At 69.7% G+C, this 16,132-nt stretch carries 14 protein-coding genes; 6 read left to right on the top strand and 8 right to left on the bottom strand.

Annotated elements, in window-relative coordinates; genetic code table 11:
• Positions 1-301 precede the first annotated feature (301 nt).
• Positions 302-1,225 (bottom strand): heme o synthase, encoded by a 924-nt coding sequence (locus OXR63_RS00445; RefSeq protein WP_267419288.1) that lies wholly within the window; start codon positions 1,223-1,225, stop codon positions 302-304.
• 399 nt (positions 1,226-1,624) lie between these two features.
• Between OXR63_RS00445 and tkt the strand changes: the two genes are divergently transcribed.
• From tkt to pgl, 6 genes are all read left to right on the top strand, one after another.
• Positions 1,625-3,721, top strand: a complete 2,097-nt coding sequence (gene tkt / locus OXR63_RS00450; protein WP_267419289.1) for a transketolase — start codon at positions 1,625-1,627, stop codon at positions 3,719-3,721.
• A gap of 152 nt (positions 3,722-3,873) precedes the next feature.
• Positions 3,874-4,989, top strand: a complete 1,116-nt coding sequence (tal, locus tag OXR63_RS00455) for a transaldolase (protein ID WP_071275229.1) — start codon at positions 3,874-3,876, stop codon at positions 4,987-4,989.
• Positions 4,989-6,614, top strand: a complete 1,626-nt coding sequence (locus OXR63_RS00460; protein ID WP_267419291.1) for a glucose-6-phosphate isomerase — start codon at positions 4,989-4,991, stop codon at positions 6,612-6,614. Before tal ends, OXR63_RS00460 begins: the two co-directional genes overlap by 1 nt.
• 22 nt (positions 6,615-6,636) lie before the next feature.
• Entirely contained in the window at positions 6,637-8,175 is a 1,539-nt protein-coding gene (gene zwf / locus OXR63_RS00465; RefSeq protein ID WP_194625575.1) for a glucose-6-phosphate dehydrogenase, read from the top strand.
• A complete protein-coding gene (locus OXR63_RS00470) occupies positions 8,172-9,116 on the top strand; it encodes a glucose-6-phosphate dehydrogenase assembly protein OpcA (protein WP_267419293.1) in 945 nt (314 codons plus the stop codon). The genes zwf and OXR63_RS00470 overlap by 4 nt, the downstream gene beginning before the upstream one ends.
• A gap of 109 nt (positions 9,117-9,225) precedes the next feature.
• The gene (gene pgl / locus OXR63_RS00475; protein ID WP_267419295.1) at positions 9,226-9,996 is read left to right on the top strand and encodes a 6-phosphogluconolactonase; all 771 of its coding nucleotides are present in this window, start codon (positions 9,226-9,228) and stop codon (positions 9,994-9,996) included.
• 205 nt (positions 9,997-10,201) lie between these two features.
• Here pgl and OXR63_RS00480 read toward each other — a convergent pair whose 3' ends face one another.
• The 7 genes from OXR63_RS00480 to rapZ form a co-directional block, all read right to left on the bottom strand.
• A complete protein-coding gene (locus OXR63_RS00480; protein ID WP_071275214.1) occupies positions 10,202-10,561 on the bottom strand; it encodes an RNA polymerase-binding protein RbpA in 360 nt (119 codons plus the stop codon).
• Between the two features lie 3 nt (positions 10,562-10,564).
• Entirely contained in the window at positions 10,565-10,816 is a 252-nt protein-coding gene (gene secG, locus OXR63_RS00485; protein ID WP_071275211.1) for a preprotein translocase subunit SecG, read from the bottom strand.
• Between the two features lie 104 nt (positions 10,817-10,920).
• A complete protein-coding gene (gene tpiA, locus OXR63_RS00490; protein WP_267419298.1) occupies positions 10,921-11,700 on the bottom strand; it encodes a triose-phosphate isomerase in 780 nt (259 codons plus the stop codon).
• A 43-nt stretch (positions 11,701-11,743) separates the two neighbouring features.
• Complete coding sequence (locus OXR63_RS00495; RefSeq protein WP_267419299.1) at positions 11,744-12,961, bottom strand: phosphoglycerate kinase; 1,218 nt, start codon at positions 12,959-12,961, stop codon at positions 11,744-11,746.
• Between the two features lie 3 nt (positions 12,962-12,964).
• Positions 12,965-13,969, bottom strand: coding sequence for a type I glyceraldehyde-3-phosphate dehydrogenase (gap, locus tag OXR63_RS00500; RefSeq protein ID WP_267419300.1), 1,005 nt, complete (start codon positions 13,967-13,969; stop codon positions 12,965-12,967).
• Between the two features lie 165 nt (positions 13,970-14,134).
• On the bottom strand, positions 14,135-15,115 hold the full coding sequence (whiA, locus tag OXR63_RS00505; RefSeq protein ID WP_267419302.1) for a DNA-binding protein WhiA: 981 nt from the start codon (positions 15,113-15,115) through the stop codon (positions 14,135-14,137).
• Between the two features lie 78 nt (positions 15,116-15,193).
• Positions 15,194-16,081, bottom strand: coding sequence for an RNase adapter RapZ (gene rapZ, locus OXR63_RS00510; RefSeq protein WP_194660456.1), 888 nt, complete (start codon positions 16,079-16,081; stop codon positions 15,194-15,196).
• Positions 16,082-16,132 lie beyond the last annotated feature (51 nt).

Consider the following 16,132-nt stretch of genomic DNA (forward strand, 5'->3'; position numbering starts at 1 on the left):
CCAGCACCGCCGCCTCGCCCTTCGCCCGGCATCTCGGTGAGACGCCGACGTCTCGGGCTTCACCGGCGCGGGTCCGCACCGAGACGCCGGTGTCTCGCGTCGAGACGGGGGCGTGTCGCCGCGCCGGACGCGGCGGGAGCGCACCGGACGACGCACCACCCACCGGGCGGGAGGCTCGGGGCGGGCCCGGCACGAGCCTCCCGGCCGAAGCGGTGCCGGACTGCACCCCGGACACGACGAGGTCGACGTCGTGCGACGTCGACCCTGTCGTTCTACGTCGGAACAGTGCCCGACCGGACGCCTAGAAGCTGAAGACCTGCGGCAGCAGCGGGTCGATGCCCACGGCGATGAAGAGCAGCGTCAGGTACGTGATCGAGCTGTGGAAGACCCGCATCGGCTGCACGTGCTCGACGTGCTGGATGGCCCGCGTGTAGAGCTTGTGCGACTCGACGACGAACCAGATGCCGCCGGCCAACGCGACCACCGTGTAGAGCGGCCCCATGTGGGCGACCGGGATCAGCAGCAGCGAGCAGACGAGGGTCGCCCAGGCGTAGAGCACGACCTGCAGCCCGACGACCGTGCGGCCCCGGACGACGGCGAGCATCGGCACGTCGGCGGCGTCGTAGTCGTCGCGGTACTTCATCGACAGCGGCCAGTAGTGCGGCGGCGTCCAGAGGAAGATCACCATGAAGAGGATGACCGGCGCCCAGGTCAGCGACCCGGTGACGGCAGCCCAGCCGATGAGCACGGGCATGCAGCCGGCGGAGCCGCCCCAGACGATGTTCTGCGGGGTGCGGCGCTTGAGCCACAGCGTGTAGACGAAGACGTAGATCAGGATGGCGGCGACGCTGAGCGCGGCCGCGAGCCAGTTCACCAGGAAGCCGAGCACCGCCGTCGACCCGATGCCGAGGATCCAGGAGAACACCAGAGCCTGGCGGTCGGTGAGCTCACCCGTGACCAGGGGGCGCGTGCTGGTCCGCTTCATCAGGCGGTCGATGTCGCGGTCGATGTAGCAGTTGAAGGCCGACGCCGAGCCGGCCGACATCGCACCGCCGAGGAGCGTCCAGAACACGAGCCACAGGTCCGGCACCCCGCGCTGGGCGAGGAACATCGTCGGGGCGGTCGTGACGAGCAGCAGTTCCATGACGCGCGGCTTCGTCAGCGAGACGTACGCCCGGACCTTGCGGGACAGCGTCGAGCGTCGCTCGATGTCGGGCCTGGTCACGGTGGCAGTCGGCAAGGGGACCTCAGTCTGTGTCGCTTCAGCTCGCACACTCGGTGGACGGCGTCCTCGGCGTCCGGGCGTGCGCTGACCCGGTGTGTCCACGGGTCACCACCACTTTACGCGATGCAACCGACGGAGCGGTGCCCCGGTGTCACTGCGTCGTCGCAGGATCGACCTCAGGTGGACACCCGTGTGAACAGGCGGGGTCACCTGGACACCTTCTGAGTGGCAGTTCACTATGCTGGAAGGGCCATCCGCAGTGTGCCCCGAAGACGTCGGCCGCGAACGAGTCGGTCGGCCGCCGTTGACCGGCGACCTGACGGGGCCCCGGGTGGCCACCATGTCCGTGCGGTGGCACGAGCCCTCGCACACGTCGCATCAAGAAGGGTCAACATCCAAGTGGCTGAATTCACCTGGGACGCCATCGACAAGAAGGCCGTCGACACGGCGCGCGTACTCGCCGCCGACTCCGTGGAGGCGGCCGGCAACGGTCACCCCGGCACCGCGATGAGCCTCGCCCCGCTCGCACACCTCCTGTTCCAGAAGGTGATGCACCGCGACCCGAGCGACTCCACCTGGATCGGACGCGACCGCTTCATCCTCTCCGCGGGTCACGCGTCCATCCTCCAGTACGTGCAGTTCTACCTGCACGGCTACGGCCTCGAGATCGAGGACCTCCAGCAGCTCCGCAAGTGGGGCTCGAAGACGCCGGGTCACCCGGAGTACGGCCACACGGACGGCGTGGAGATCACCACCGGCCCGCTCGGCCAGGGCTTCGCGTCCTCGGTCGGCTTCGCCTACGCGCAGCGCTTCGAGCGTGGCCTGTTCGACCCGGAGACCCCGGCCGGCCAGTCCCCCTTCGACCACTTCACCTACGTGATCGCCGGCGACGGCGACATGCAGGAAGGCGTGACGAACGAGGCAGCCTCGCTCGCCGGTCGTCAGCAGCTCGGCAACCTCATCGCGTTCTACGACTCGAACCAGATCTCGATCGAGGACAACACCGACATCGCCTTCTCGGAGAGCGTCGCCGACCGGTACAAGGCGCTCGGCTGGCACGTCCAGACCGTCGACTGGAAGAAGACCGGCGAGTACTCCGAGGACGTCGAGGAGCTGTACGCAGCCGTCGAGGCAGCCAAGCAGGTCACCGACCAGCCGTCGCTCATCGTCCTCAAGACGATCATCGGCTGGCCGTCGCCGACCAAGCAGAACTCCGGCAAGATCCACGGCTCCGCGCTCGGCGCCGAGGAGATCAAGGGCCTGAAGGAGGTCCTCGGCTTCGACACCGAGAAGACCTTCGAGGTCGCCCCCGAGGTCCTCGAGTACACCCGTGGCGCCGTCGCCAAGGGCCAGGCGCAGCACGCCGAGTGGCAGAAGTCCTTCGACGCGTGGGCCGCGGCCAACGCCGAGAAGAAGGCACTGTTCGACCGGATGAACGCCAAGGAGCTCCCCGAGGGCCTCGAGGCAGCGCTGCCGGTGTTCAGCACCGAGAAGGCCGTCTCGACCCGCGCCGCCTCCGGCAAGGTCATCAACGCCATCGCGCCGCACATGCCCGAGTTCTGGGGCGGGTCCGCTGACCTCGCCGAGTCGAACCTCACCACGATCGAGGGCGCCAAGTCCTTCGGTCCGGCCGAGGCCTCGACGTCGACCTGGAGCACCGACCCGTTCGGCCACGTGCTGCACTTCGGCATCCGCGAGCACGCGATGGGCGCGATCCTCAACGGCATCGTGCTGCACGGCAACACGCGTCCGTTCGGTGGCACCTTCCTGATCTTCAGCGACTACATGCGTCCGGCAGTCCGTCTCGCCGCCCTCATGAAGGCGCCGGCGATCTACGTCTGGACCCACGACTCCATCGCCCTCGGCGAGGACGGCCCGACGCACCAGCCGATCGAGCAGCTCACGGCCCTCCGTGCGATCCCGGGTCTCGACGTCGTCCGCCCGGCCGACGCCAACGAGGTCGCGCACGCCTGGCTGACCATCCTCAAGCACACCGACCGCCCGGCCGGTCTGGCGCTCAGCCGCCAGAACCTCCCGGTGTTCGAGCGTGGCGAGGGCGACGCATCGGGTGAGACGCTCGCGTCCGCCGCGAACGTCGCCAAGGGCGCGTACGTGCTCGCCGAGGCGCCGAACGGCACCCCGGACGTCATCCTCATCGGCTCCGGCTCCGAGGTCCAGATCGCGCTCGACGCCCGCGAGCAGCTCAAGGGCGAGGGCATCAACGCCCGCGTCGTGTCGGCTCCGTCGCTCGAGTGGTTCTTCGCGCAGGACGAGGCCTACCGCGAGTCGGTGCTCCCCGCCGCGATCAAGGCCCGCGTCTCGGTCGAGGCCGGCATCGGCATGAGCTGGCGCGACGTCGTCGGCGACGCCGGCCGCAGCGTGTCGATCGAGCACTTCGGTGCCTCGGCCGACTACCAGAAGCTGTACGACGAGTTCGGCTTCACCACGGAGCACGTCCTCGCCGCGGCGAAGGAAACCATCGCAGCAGCGTCCTGAGTCACGAGGGCCGGGTCCGGATCACGGACCCGGCCCTTCCGACGGGAGGCCCCCTGCGGCCCCGCAACGGGCTTCCCGTCCTCAGGCGCTCACCCCACAGACCCCGACTCACCGCTCAGAGCGAGCGCACGTCGACGAAAGAAGAGAAACACATGACTGACACCACCCCCACCGAAGCCCTCTCCGCCGTCGGCGTGAGCATCTGGCTCGACGACCTCTCCCGCGAGCTCCTCGAGACCGGGCGTCTCGAGAACCTCATCAAGGACCGCAACGTCGTCGGCGTGACGACCAACCCGACGATCTTCGCGTCGGCACTCGCCAAGGGCGAGCGCTACGACGACCAGGTCAAGGAGCTCGCCGCGGCGGACACCGACGTGACCGACGCGATCTTCGCGATCACCACGCAGGACGTCGCCAACGCGTCCGACGTCTTCAAGCCGATCTACGACGAGACCAAGGGCTTCGACGGCCGTGTCTCGATCGAGGTCGAGCCGGGCCTGGCCCACGACACCGCGAAGACCATCGAGCAGGCCAAGTTCCTGTTCGAGAAGGTCGGCCGCGAGAACGTCCTCATCAAGATCCCCGCGACGCTCGAGGGCCTCGAGGCCATCACCGAGGTCATCGGCGCCGGCATCTCGGTCAACGTCACCCTGATCTTCTCGCTCGAGCGCTACCGCGCGGTCATCGACGCCTACCTCGGTGGGCTCGAGAAGGCCAAGGCCGCCGGCCACGACCTCTCGAAGATCCACTCGGTCGCGTCCTTCTTCGTGTCGCGCGTCGACTCCGAGATCGACAAGCGCCTCGACGCCGTCGGCACCGACGAGGCCAAGGCCCTGAAGTCGAAGGCCGGCATCGCCAACGCCCAGCTCGCCTACCAGGTGTGGACCCAGGCCTTCGCCTCGGAGCGCGCCCTCGGCCTGCTCGAGTCCGGCGCCAACACGCAGCGTCCGCTCTGGGCCTCGACCGGTGTCAAGGACCCGTCGCTCTCCGACACGCTGTACGTGACCGAGCTCGCCGCGCCGAACACCGTCAACACGATGCCCGGCAAGACGCTCGAGGCCACGTTCGACCATGGCCAGGTGCACGGCGACGCGATCGCGGGCACCTTCGACTCGGCCAACGAGTTCATGGACCAGCTGGCTGCGGCCGGCGTCGACTACGACGACGTCGTCGGGCTCCTCGAGAAGGAGGGCGTGGACAAGTTCAACGTCTCCTGGGGTGAGCTCGTCGAGACCGTCAAGACGGCACTCGAGAACGCCAAGAAGTAGTGACAGTCTCCATCGCCGCCAGGGGTGACGCGGCGCGGGCCATCGAAGTGGTGGTCCCGCGCCTCGTCACCGACCTGGTGGCGTCGGGCATCACCGCCCAGGACCCCGACCTCTGGGGCCCGGCGGCGGAGACCGAGGCCTCCTCGCGCCTCGGGTGGGTCGAAGCCGTCGCGGTCTCGCGACCGCTCGTCCCGCAGATCGTCGAACTGCGCGAGCAGCTCCACGCCGACGGGATCGACCACGTCGTCCTCGCCGGCATGGGCGGCTCGTCCTTGGCACCCGAGGTCATCACCCGCACGGCGGGCGTCCCCCTCACGGTGCTCGACTCGACCGACCCCGCCCAGGTCACCGCAGCGCTGACCGACCGACTCGAGCGCACCGTGCTCGTCGTCTCGTCGAAGTCCGGCTCCACGCTCGAGACGGACTCGCAGCGCCGCATCTACGAACAGGCGTTCCAGGACGCCGGCATCGACCCCACCAACCGCATCGTCGTCGTCACCGACCCGGGCTCCCCGCTCGAGGCCGCTGCGAACGACGCCGGCTACCGCGTCTTCACCGCCGACCCCACCGTCGGCGGCCGCTGGTCGGCACTGACCGCGTTCGGGCTCGTGCCGTCGGGGCTCGCCGGTGCGGACATCGAGGAGCTGCTTGACGAGGCCGACGCCATCTCGGCGCTCCTGGCAGTCGACATCGACGAGAACCCCGGACTCGTGCTCGGCGCGGTCCTCGCCGGCACCGATCCCCTGCGCGACAAGATCGGCATCGTCGCGGACGGCACCCACATCATCGGGTTCGCCGACTGGGCCGAGCAGCTGATCGCCGAGTCCACCGGCAAGGCCGGCAGGGGCCTGCTCCCCGTCGTCCTCGACGTCGACGCCCCTGAGCTCACCGCCGACCTGCACGACCTGCAGGTCATCCGGCTCGTCGGCTCGGCCCACGAGGAACGCCACGTCGCCGACCACGAGGTCGAGATCACCGGCACGCTCGGTGGCCAGTTCCTCGTGTGGGAGTACGCCGTGGCCGTCGCCGGGCGTCTGCTCGGCATCGACCCGTTCGACCAGCCCGACGTGGAGGCCGCCAAGGTCGCCACCCGGGCGCTGCTCGAGGGCGACGGCGACCAGCCGGCGTCCGCGCCGGCCGAACCCGCCTTCCGCGAGTCCGGCATCGCGGTGTCCGCGACCGGTCTCGAGACCGGCAGCAGCATCGCCCAGGCCGTGTCGAGCCTCCTGTCCGCTGTCGGCCCCGACGGCTACGTCGCCATCCAGGCGTACGTGGACCGCGGCGTCAACCGCGAGCTCGCGGTGCTCCGCGACATCGTCGCCGAGCGCATCGGCCGACCGGTCACGTTCGGCTACGGCCCGCGGTTCCTGCACTCCACCGGCCAGTACCACAAGGGCGGACCCGCGACGGGGGTGTTCCTGCAGATCCTCGCGGACGACGCAGGCGACCTGCCGATCCCCGGGCGGCCCTTCACGTTCGGCCAGCTCATCCGGGCCCAGGCAGCCGGGGACGCCAGCGTCCTCGCGCAGCACGGCCGCCCGGTGCTGACGCTGTCGTCCGGGGACCTCCCCGCCCTGGCAGACGTCGTCACCGCCGCGGTCCAGGGGCCCACACCCACTTCCTGACACCAAAGGAGTTCACCGACACATGTCACCGGTGGCGATCACCCCGGAGCACAACCCGCTCCGGCTGCCCACGGACCGTCGACTGAACCGGATCGCGGGTCCGAGCACCCTCATCATCTTCGGCGTGACGGGCGACCTGTCCCGCAAGAAGTTGATGCCCGCGGTCTACGACCTCGCGAACCGAGGGCTCCTGCCCCCGGGGTTCGCGCTGGTCGGGTTCGCTCGGCGTGACTGGGAGGACCAGGACTTCTCCCAGCTCGTCCACGACGCGGTCAAGGAACACTCCAGGACCCCCTTCGACGAGGACGTCTGGCGGCAGCTCGAACAGGGCATCCGCTTCGTCCAGGGGTCGTTCGACGACCCCGAGGCCTTCGTCCAGCTCAAGGAGACCGTCGACGCCCTCGACGCCGAGCGAGGCACCCTGGGGAACCACGCGTTCTACCTGTCCATCCCGCCCAAGATGTTCCCGGTCGTCACCGAGCAGCTCAAGCTGTCCGGCCTGACGGACAAGCCCGAGGGCTCGTGGAGCCGCGTCGTCGTGGAGAAGCCCTTCGGGTCCGACCTCCGCACCGCGCGTGAGCTCAACGCGATCGTCGAGAGCGTCTTCGCGCCCGACGACGTCTTCCGCATCGACCACTACCTCGGCAAGGAGACGGTCCAGAACCTCCTGACGCTGCGGTTCGCGAACCAGATGTACGAACCCATCTGGAACTCGAACTACGTGGACCACGTGCAGATCACGATGGCCGAGGACATCGGCGTCGCCGGGCGTGCCGCGTACTACGACGGCATCGGAGCGGCGCGCGACGTCATCCAGAACCACCTGCTGCAGCTCCTCGCCCTCACGGCGATGGAGGAGCCCGTCTCGTTCAAGGCCGGACACCTCCGCGCCGAGAAGGAGAAGGTGCTCTCCGCGGTCGAGCTCCCGGAGGACCTGTCCACCGCCACCGCTCGCGGCCAGTACTCCGGCGGCTGGCAGGGCGGCGAGAAGGTCCTCGGGTTCCTGGACGAAGCGGGCATGAACCCCGAGTCCACGACCGAGACCTTCGCCGCGGTGAAGCTCAACATCGCGACCCGTCGCTGGCAGGGCGTGCCGTTCTACCTGCGCGCCGGCAAGCGGCTCGGCCGCCGCGTGACCGAGATCGCGATCGTGTTCAAGCGCGTCCCGGAGGCCGTGTTCGGCATCCCGCAGTCCCCCCTCGGCCAGAACGCACTCGTCGTCCGAGTCCAGCCGGACGAGGGCGTCACGCTCCGCTTCGGCTCGAAGGTCCCCGGCGTCGGCACGCAGGTACGCGACGTGACGATGGACTTCGGCTACGGTCACGCGTTCACCGAGGCATCCCCCGAGGCCTACGAGCGACTCATCCTCGACGTGCTCCTCGGTGACCCGCCGCTGTTCCCGCGGCACCAGGAGGTCGAGCTGTCCTGGAAGATCCTCGACCCCATCGAGGAGTTCTGGGCCACGCAGGGCCAGCCCGAGCAGTACCGCCCCGGGACGTGGGGTCCGGCTTCGGCCGACGACCTCCTCGCCCGCGACGGCCGGACCTGGAGGCGTCCATGAAGATCGACCTGCCCAACACCACGGTCTCGAAGATCCAGAAGACCCTCGTCCACATCCGCGAGGAGGGGGGCGCGGTCGCACTCGGCCGAGTCCTCACGCTGATCATCTCGACGGCCCTCGGCCACGAGGAAGAGGCGATCGCGGCGGCGAACGAGGCATCCCGCGAGCACCCGATGCGCGTGATCATCGTGTCGAAGAACGACGGTGACATCGCGTCGCCCGGCCGTCTCGACGCGCAGATCCGCGTGGGGAGCGACGCCGGCGCCAGCGAGGTCATCGTCCTGCGTGCCTACGGTGAGACGGCCACCGACGAGGAGAGCCTCGTCACCGGTCTGCTCCTGCCGGATGCGCCGGTCGTCGCCTGGTGGCCCGGGATCGCACCGCCGAAGCCGGCCGAGTCCTCCCTCGGGCGCATCGCCCAGCGGCGGATCACCGACGCCGCCGCCCAACGGGATCCGAACACGGCGATCACCGCCCTGGGCGAGTCGTACGTGCCCGGCGACACCGACTTCGCGTGGACGCGTCTGACGCTGTGGCGGAACCAGCTCGCCGCGGCGCTCGACCAGCCGCCGTACGAGCCGGTCACCGGCGTCGAGGTCTCCGGAGCGAGCGACAGCCCGTCGACGTTCCTCCTCGCCGCCTGGCTCCAGCTGCAGCTCCAGGTGCCCGTCTCGGTCGTCACGTCGCCCCGCGCGACGGGCTCGAGCGGCATCCACGGCGTCACGCTGGCCCGTGAGTCCGGCGACATAGAGCTCGAACGCTCCCTCGTCGACGTGGCGACGCTGTCGATGCCCGGTCAGCCGGTGCACGACCTGTCGCTGCCACGCCGGAACCTGCGTGACTGCCTCGCCGAGGAACTCCGTAGACTCGACCCCGACGTCCTCTTCGGAGACGTCGTCAAGCACGGCGTGGCACAGCTCCGCGACTCGCTCGCGAGCTGACCAGCACCACCGCGGTCCGACCGTCCCGCCCCTGTCGTCACGGCAGGGGCGGACCGGACGGGCCGACCGCGACCACATCCTCTGGCCGCTCCACGAACACGGGAGTCACGTGACCAACGAACGGCGGGTGCTGGTGCACCCGGACAAGCAGGCCCTCGGCGCGTCCGTCGCCGCACGCTTCATCACGAAGATCATCGACGTGCTGGACGAGCAGGAGCGGGCGGACATCGCCATCAGCGGTGGGTCGGTGTCCACACTGGTCCTCGCCGCGATCGGGCAGTCGCAGGCTCGTGAGAGCGTCGACTGGTCGAAGGTGCACGTCTGGTGGGTCGACGAGCGCTGGGCTCCGGAGGGCGACGCCGACCGGAACATCACGGGCACGCAGTCCGACTTCTTCGACCACGTCGGCATCCCCGCGGAGAACATCCACCCGATGGCCGCGTCCGACGCCGGACTCAGCATCGACGAGGCCGCCGCGCAGTACGAGCGTGAGCTCCAGGCTGCAGCGCCTGACTCCGCCATCGCGCCGAAGTTCGACATCACCCTGCTCGGGGTCGGCCCGGACGGGCACACCGCGTCGCTGTTCCCGGAGTTCCCGCAGCTCACGGTGACCGACCACGTGGTCGTGCCGGTCGACGACTCCCCCAAGCCGCCGCCGCAGCGTCTCACCCTGACCTACCCGGCGATCAACGCGTCGCAGCGGGTGTGGGTCATCCTGTCCGGCGCCGAGAAGGCCTCGGTCCTCGGGCTCGCCCTCGCGGGTGCCTCCGTCGACGAGGTCCCCGTCGGTGGCGTGCAGGGTCGCAAGCGCACCGTCTTCTTCGTGGACCAGGACGCCGCCCGCGACGTCCCGGAGAACCTCATCGCGTCGACCTACTGACGCACCCCGCAGACGGGAGGCCCGGTGCCAGCTGGCACCGGGCCTCCCGTCTGTCTGTGGTCACCCCGCGTGTGCCCCGGTGAGATCGCACTTGGTGTCGGCTCCTCACTGCGCGAGGCGACACCAAGTGCGATCTCACCAGAGCGCACGACACGACGAAGGCCCCCGCACCATCGGTGCGGGGGCCTTCGTGTGGAACTGGTGCCTACTTCGCGGTGCCGCGACGCTGGCGGAGCTGCTGCAGCGCGTCTTCGAGGAGCTGGGCTGCCTCTTCCTCGGTGCGGCGCTCCTTCACGTACGCGAGGTGCGTCTTGTAGGGCTCGGTCTTGGAGACCACGGGCGGGTTCTCCTTGTCGCGGCCGGCCGGGAGCCCGCTGGACGGCGAGTCGACCGTCTCGGGGATCTCCTCGTCGGGGAGGGTCGCGGAGAAGTACCGCACGACCTCGTTCCCGAGGGCGTCCCAGTACGAGATCGCCACGCGCTCTGCCTGGACCCCACGGTCCTGCTCCCCCATCGGGCCCGCGCCGACGCGAGACCCTCGGATTGCACTGCCTCCGGATGCCATGGCTCAGCTCCCCGCTGTGAACTTGTTGATGAGACCGAGCACGATGATGCTCGTGATCCACAGGAGACCGAGGATCACCGTGATGCGGTTCAGGTTGCGCTCGGCCACGCCGGACGCCCCGAGGTTGCTCGTCACGCCACCGCCGAACATGTCGGAGAGGCCGCCACCGCGGCCCTTGTGCAGCAGGATGAGGAGCGTGAGCAGGAGGCTCGTGATAGCGAGCAGGACCTGCAGCACGACGGAGAGTATCGCCACGACGTACCTTTCGTGTCAGTCAGCCGTACCAGTGTACCGGCCGAGCAGGGCTCGGCCGGTACCGGCGCGGGAGTGGTGCGGGAGCAGGTGCCCCAGGTGCGGTGTCAGAGCCCGACGTGCTGGCGGAACCGCGCGATCGCGGCGAACTCCTGCACGTCGAGCGACGCCCCGCCGACGAGCGCGCCGTCGACGTCGGGCTCGCGGAGGAACCCCGCGATGTTGCCGGACTTGACCGAGCCGCCGTAGAGCACCCGCGTCGCCGCGGCTGCATCCTCGCCCCAGGCCGCAGCGATCCCACGACGGAGTGCGGCGCACTCGTCCTGGGCCTGCTCGGCCGTGGCGGCCTGCCCGGAGCCGATGGCCCAGACCGGCTCGTAGGCGACGACGATCTCGGAGGACGGCACGGTGTCGAGGACGACCTGCAGCTGCTCGACCGGGACGATCCCGGGGCCGCGCTCGTCGCGCTGCTCCCCGGTCTCGCCGACACAGACGATCGGCACGAGCCCGTGCTTGACGGCCGCGGCGGTCTTGGCGGCGACGACCTGGTCGGTCTCCCCGTGCATCGTGCGGCGCTCGGAGTGCCCGACGATCACGTAGGCGGCGTCGAGCGCGGCCAGGAACGCACCGGACACGTCACCGGTGTACGCGCCCGAGTCGTGCTGCGACAGGTCCTGGGCGCCGAAGCGGATCGGGAGCTTGTCGGCGGAGATGAGCGTCTGCACGCTGCGCAGGTCCGTGAAGGGCGGGAACACCGCGACCTCGACGTCGTCGAAGTCGTGGCGGGCGTCCTTCAGCGTCCATGCGAGCTTCTGCACGGTCGCGATGGCCTGCAGATGATCGAGGTTCATCTTCCAGTTGCCGGCAATCAGCGGCGTGCGGCTCATGCTGCACCATCCCGTGCGTTGTCGGCGATCAGCGGCGTACGGCTCATGCGGACCACCCCAGGGCTTCGAGACCGGGGAGCGACTTGCCCTCGAGGAACTCGAGGCTCGCACCACCACCGGTGGAGATGTGCCCGAACTGGTCGTCCGTGAACCCGAGGGACCGGACCGCTGCGGCCGAGTCGCCACCACCGACGACGCCGAGGCCGTCGACCTCGGTCAGCGCCTGGGCGACGGTCTTCGTGCCGGCGGCGAAGGCCGGGAACTCGAACACGCCCATCGGGCCGTTCCAGAAGACGGTCTTCGATCCGGACACGGCCTTCGCGAACCGCGCTGCGGTCTCGGGGCCGATGTCGAGGCCGATGCCGTCGGCGCCGAACGAGGAGGACTCGATCGCGTCGGCCGGGACCGTCTCGTGGTCGGCGTCCGCGGCGAACCCGGAGGCCACCACGACGTCGGTCGGCAGGTCGATCGTGACGCCGAGCTCCTTCGCCCGCGAGACGTACTCGCGGACGACGTCGAGCTGGTCCTGCTCGAGCAGCGACTTCGCCACCCCGTGGCCCGCTGCGGCCAGGAAGGTGAAGAGCATGCCGCCGCCGATGCAGAGCGTGTCGACCTTGGGCAGGATGTGGTCGATGACCCCGAGCTTGTCGCTGACCTTCGAGCCGCCGAGCACCACCGTGTAGGGGCGCTCCGGGTCCTTGGTCAGCCGCTCGAGCACGGTGAGCTCCTGCTCGATGAGCTGCCCGGCCGCGGACGGCAGGGCGGAGGCCAGCTCGTACACGGAGGCCTGCTTGCGGTGCACGACGCCGAAGCCGTCGGACACGAAGGCGTCACCGAGAGCGGCGATGCGCTCCGCGAAGGCACTGCGCTCGGCGGCGTCCTTCGAGGTCTCCTCCGGGTTGAAGCGGAGGTTCTCGAGCAGCAGGACGTCACCGTCCTCGAGGTCCTCGGCGGCCGCGGTGGCCTCGTCGCCGACGGTCTCGCCGACGAAGGTCACCGGCTTCCCGAGCAGCTCCGAGAGCCGCTGGGCGACCGGCGCGAGCGAGAACTCGGGCTTGGGTTCGCCGTCGGGACGACCGAGGTGGGAGATCACGATGACCCGCGCACCGGCGGTGATCAGCGTGTTCAACGTGGTGAGCGACGCCCGCACGCGGCCGTCGTCCGTGATCGTGCCGTCCTTGAGCGGGACGTTCAGGTCACAGCGGACGACGACACGCTTGCCGGCGAGGTCGCCGAGGTCCTCGAGGGTGCGGAGAGTCATGTGTTACAGACGCTCGCCGACGTACTCGGTGAGGTCGACGAGGCGGTTCGAGTAGCCCCACTCGTTGTCGTACCACGAGGTGATCTTCACGAGCCCGCCGATGACCTTGGTCAGGCCGGAGTCGTAGATCGAGGAGTGCGGGTCCGTGGTGATGTCGGTCGACACCAGCGGGTCCTCGCTGTAGAGCAGGATGCCCTTCATCGGGCCCTCGGCTGCCTCCTTGTACGCGGCGTTGATCTCGTCGACGGTGACCTCGGACTTGGTCTCGAGGGTGAGGTCGGTGATCGAGCCGGTGGGGACCGGGACGCGCAGCGCGAAGCCGTCGAGCTTGCCGGCGAGCTCGGGCATGACCAGGCCGATGGCCTTGGCGGCACCGGTCGAGGTCGGCACGATGTTCAGTGCGGCGGCACGGGCACGACGGGGGTCCTTGTGCGGGCCGTCCTGCAGGTTCTGGTCGGCGGTGTAGGCGTGGACCGTGGTCATGAGACCGCGCTCGATGCCGAACTTGTCGTGGAACACCTTGGCGAGCGGCGCGAGGCTGTTCGTGGTGCACGACGCGTTCGAGATGATGTGGTGGTTCGCGGCGTCGTAGGTGTCCTCGTTCACGCCGAGCACGATGGTGACGTCGTCACCCGTGGCCGGAGCGGAGATGATGACCTTCTTGGCGCCGGCGTCGATGTGCTTCTGCGCATCGGCGGCCTTGGTGAAGAAGCCGGTCGACTCGATGACGATGTCGACGCCCAGCTCGCCCCAGGGGAGGTTCGCGGGGTCGCGCTCCGCGAGGACCTTGATCGGCTTGCCGTCGACGACGATGTTGTCGCCGTCCAGCTCGACGGAGACGCCGAGACGACCCGTGATCGAGTCGAACTTGAGCAGGTTCGCGAGTGCGGCGTTGTCGGTGAGGTCGTTCACCGCCACGATCTCGAGGTCGCTGCCCTTGGCCAGGGCGGCCCGGAAGAAGTTGCGGCCGATCCGGCCGAAGCCGTTGATACCGATCTTGACGGTCAAAGGATCTCCTGTGGGTGTGGAGCGCCCGAGGACGCTGCTTTCGGGAGTCACGCACCCGTGACGGGAACGCGGGTGGCTGACGATACGCCCCGTAACGCCACCGAAACGAGCCTAGCAGTCAGCGCCCCACACGCCGCCTGGACGACGTCGACCGTGCAGCGGGTGTCAGACGCCCTCGAGCTCCTCCGGCACGCTGGCCTCGGTGCCCGGGACGTCGAGCTCGACGGCACGCTTGTCGGCCATCGCCAGCAGGCGACGGATGCGGCCGGCGATGGCGTCCTTCGTCATGGGCGGGTCCGCGTGCTGGCCCAGCTCGTCGAGCGAGGCGTCGCGGTGCTGCAGGCGGAGCGAGCCGGCGTACTGCAGGTGGTCGGGGACCTCGTCGCCGAGGATCTCGAGGGCACGCTCGACCCGGGCGCACGCCGCGACGGCAGCCTGGGCGGAGCGGCGGAGGTTGGCGTCGTCGAAGTTCACGAGGCGGTTGGCGGTGGCCCGGACCTCGCGGCGCTGGCGCATCTCCTCCCACTCGGCGGTGGTGCGCGCGGCGCCCATGACGGTGAGCATCTGCCCGATGGCCTCGCCGTCGCGGATGACGACGCGGTGCACCCCGCGGACCTCGCGGCCCTTCGCGGCGACGCCGAGGCGCGAGGCGGCTCCCACCAGGGCCATCGCTGCCTCGTTGCCAGGGCAGGTGACCTCGAGCGCGGCGGCTCGGCCCGGGTCGGTCAGGGTGCCGGCGGCGAGGAAGGCACCGCGCCAGATGGCGGCCAGGTCCTCGCGGTTGCCCGTGGTCAGGCGGTTCGGGAGCCCGCGCACGGGTCGGCGACGGGCGTCCATCAGGCCGGTCTGGCGGGCGAGGGTCTCCCCCGCTTCGAGGACGCGGACCAGGTAGCGGGTGCCGCGACGAGCCGAGGCGGTCGAGCCGACCGAGGCCTCGCTCCGCACGCCGTAGAGCTCGGCGAGGTCCTTGCGCACGCGGTGCACGATGATCCGGGTGTCGAGCTCGACCTCGACGGCGATCCTGCCGGAGATGACGTGCAGGCCACCCGCGAACCGGAGGATCGTCGCGAGTTCGGCGGCACGGACCGTGTTGCGGCCCACGACGACCCTGGCCAGTTCGTCCTTGACCTCGGCAGTCAACGGCACAGCATCATTCCTAACGTTTCTGGTGGTGGGGCTCGTCGGTCCCGTTGGCGCACCCGTGTGCAGCGGCCGGTGGGACGGTCACTCCCGGCCGAGATCTCGGTTCTTCACACGCACGGCGACGTTGGGCATCCCGCGGAGGACGCTCGCCAACTCGGCGACGATGGCGACCGAGCGGTGCTTCCCGCCGGTACAGCCGATGGCGATCGTAGCGTGTCTTTTGTTCTCCCGCTGGTACCCGGCGAGCACGGGCTCGAGCACGGCGGCGTACCGGTCGACGAACTGCCGGGCCCCCGACTGGGCCAGCACGTAGTCCGAGACCGGCTCGTCGAGGCCGGTGTGCTCGCGGAGTTCCGGCACCCAGTAGGGGTTCGGGATGAACCGGACGTCGGCGACCATGTCGGCGTCCGTCGGCAGCCCGTACTTGAAGCCGAAGCTCATCAGCGTGACCTGGACACCGGTGAAGCGGTCCTCGGCGAACTTCTCGGTGATGGTGTTCGCGAGTTGGTGGATGTTCAGGTCGGACGTGTCGATGATCACGTCGGAGGCCTCGCGCAGCCCGAGCAGCCGGGTGCGCTCCCGCGCGATGCCGTCGAGGAGGGTGTCCTCACCCTGGAGCGGATGGGGTCGACGCACCTGCTCGAACCGTCGCACGAGGACCTGGTCCGTCGCTTCGAGGAACAGCACGCGGACCCGCGCCGACGTGCTCGACCGGAGCTGCTCGACCGCGTGCTCCGGAGCCGTGAAGTAGCGCCCACCGCGGACGTCCACCACCGCGGCGAGCTTCGGGATCTTCTCCCCCGCACGGTCGGCCAGGTCGGTGAGCGGCCCGAGCATCTGGGTCGGCAGGTTGTCGACGACGTACCAGTCGAGGTCCTCGAGCGCCTTGCCGACCGTCGAGCGGCCGGCACCGGACATCCCGGTGACGATGAGGACGTCGTGCTGGGGCTTCGGTTCGGTGTCCGTCATCTGGGAGATGTGCTCCGTCGTCGCTGCCCGGGCGCGTCGCCCGGGTGGTCC

It is taken from the genome of Curtobacterium sp. GC_Cur_3 (genome assembly GCF_026544205.1).
Classification (GTDB): domain Bacteria; phylum Actinomycetota; class Actinomycetes; order Actinomycetales; family Microbacteriaceae; genus Curtobacterium.

Bases quoted from the DNA above. Each gene is read 5' to 3' on its own strand.
- tal (WP_071275229.1), top strand. From the start codon at position 3,874: ATGACTGACACCACCCCCACCGAAGCCCTCTCCGCCGTCGGCGTGAGC.
- zwf (WP_194625575.1), top strand. From the start codon at position 6,637: ATGTCACCGGTGGCGATCACCCCGGAGCACAACCCGCTCCGGCTGCCC.
- OXR63_RS00470 (WP_267419293.1), top strand. From the start codon at position 8,172: ATGAAGATCGACCTGCCCAACACCACGGTCTCGAAGATCCAGAAGACC.
- OXR63_RS00480 (WP_071275214.1), bottom strand. From the start codon at position 10,561: ATGGCATCCGGAGGCAGTGCAATCCGAGGGTCTCGCGTCGGCGCGGGC.
- tpiA (WP_267419298.1), bottom strand. From the start codon at position 11,700: ATGAGCCGCACGCCGCTGATTGCCGGCAACTGGAAGATGAACCTCGAT.
- OXR63_RS00495 (WP_267419299.1), bottom strand. From the start codon at position 12,961: ATGACTCTCCGCACCCTCGAGGACCTCGGCGACCTCGCCGGCAAGCGT.
- rapZ (WP_194660456.1), bottom strand. From the start codon at position 16,081: ATGACGGACACCGAACCGAAGCCCCAGCACGACGTCCTCATCGTCACC.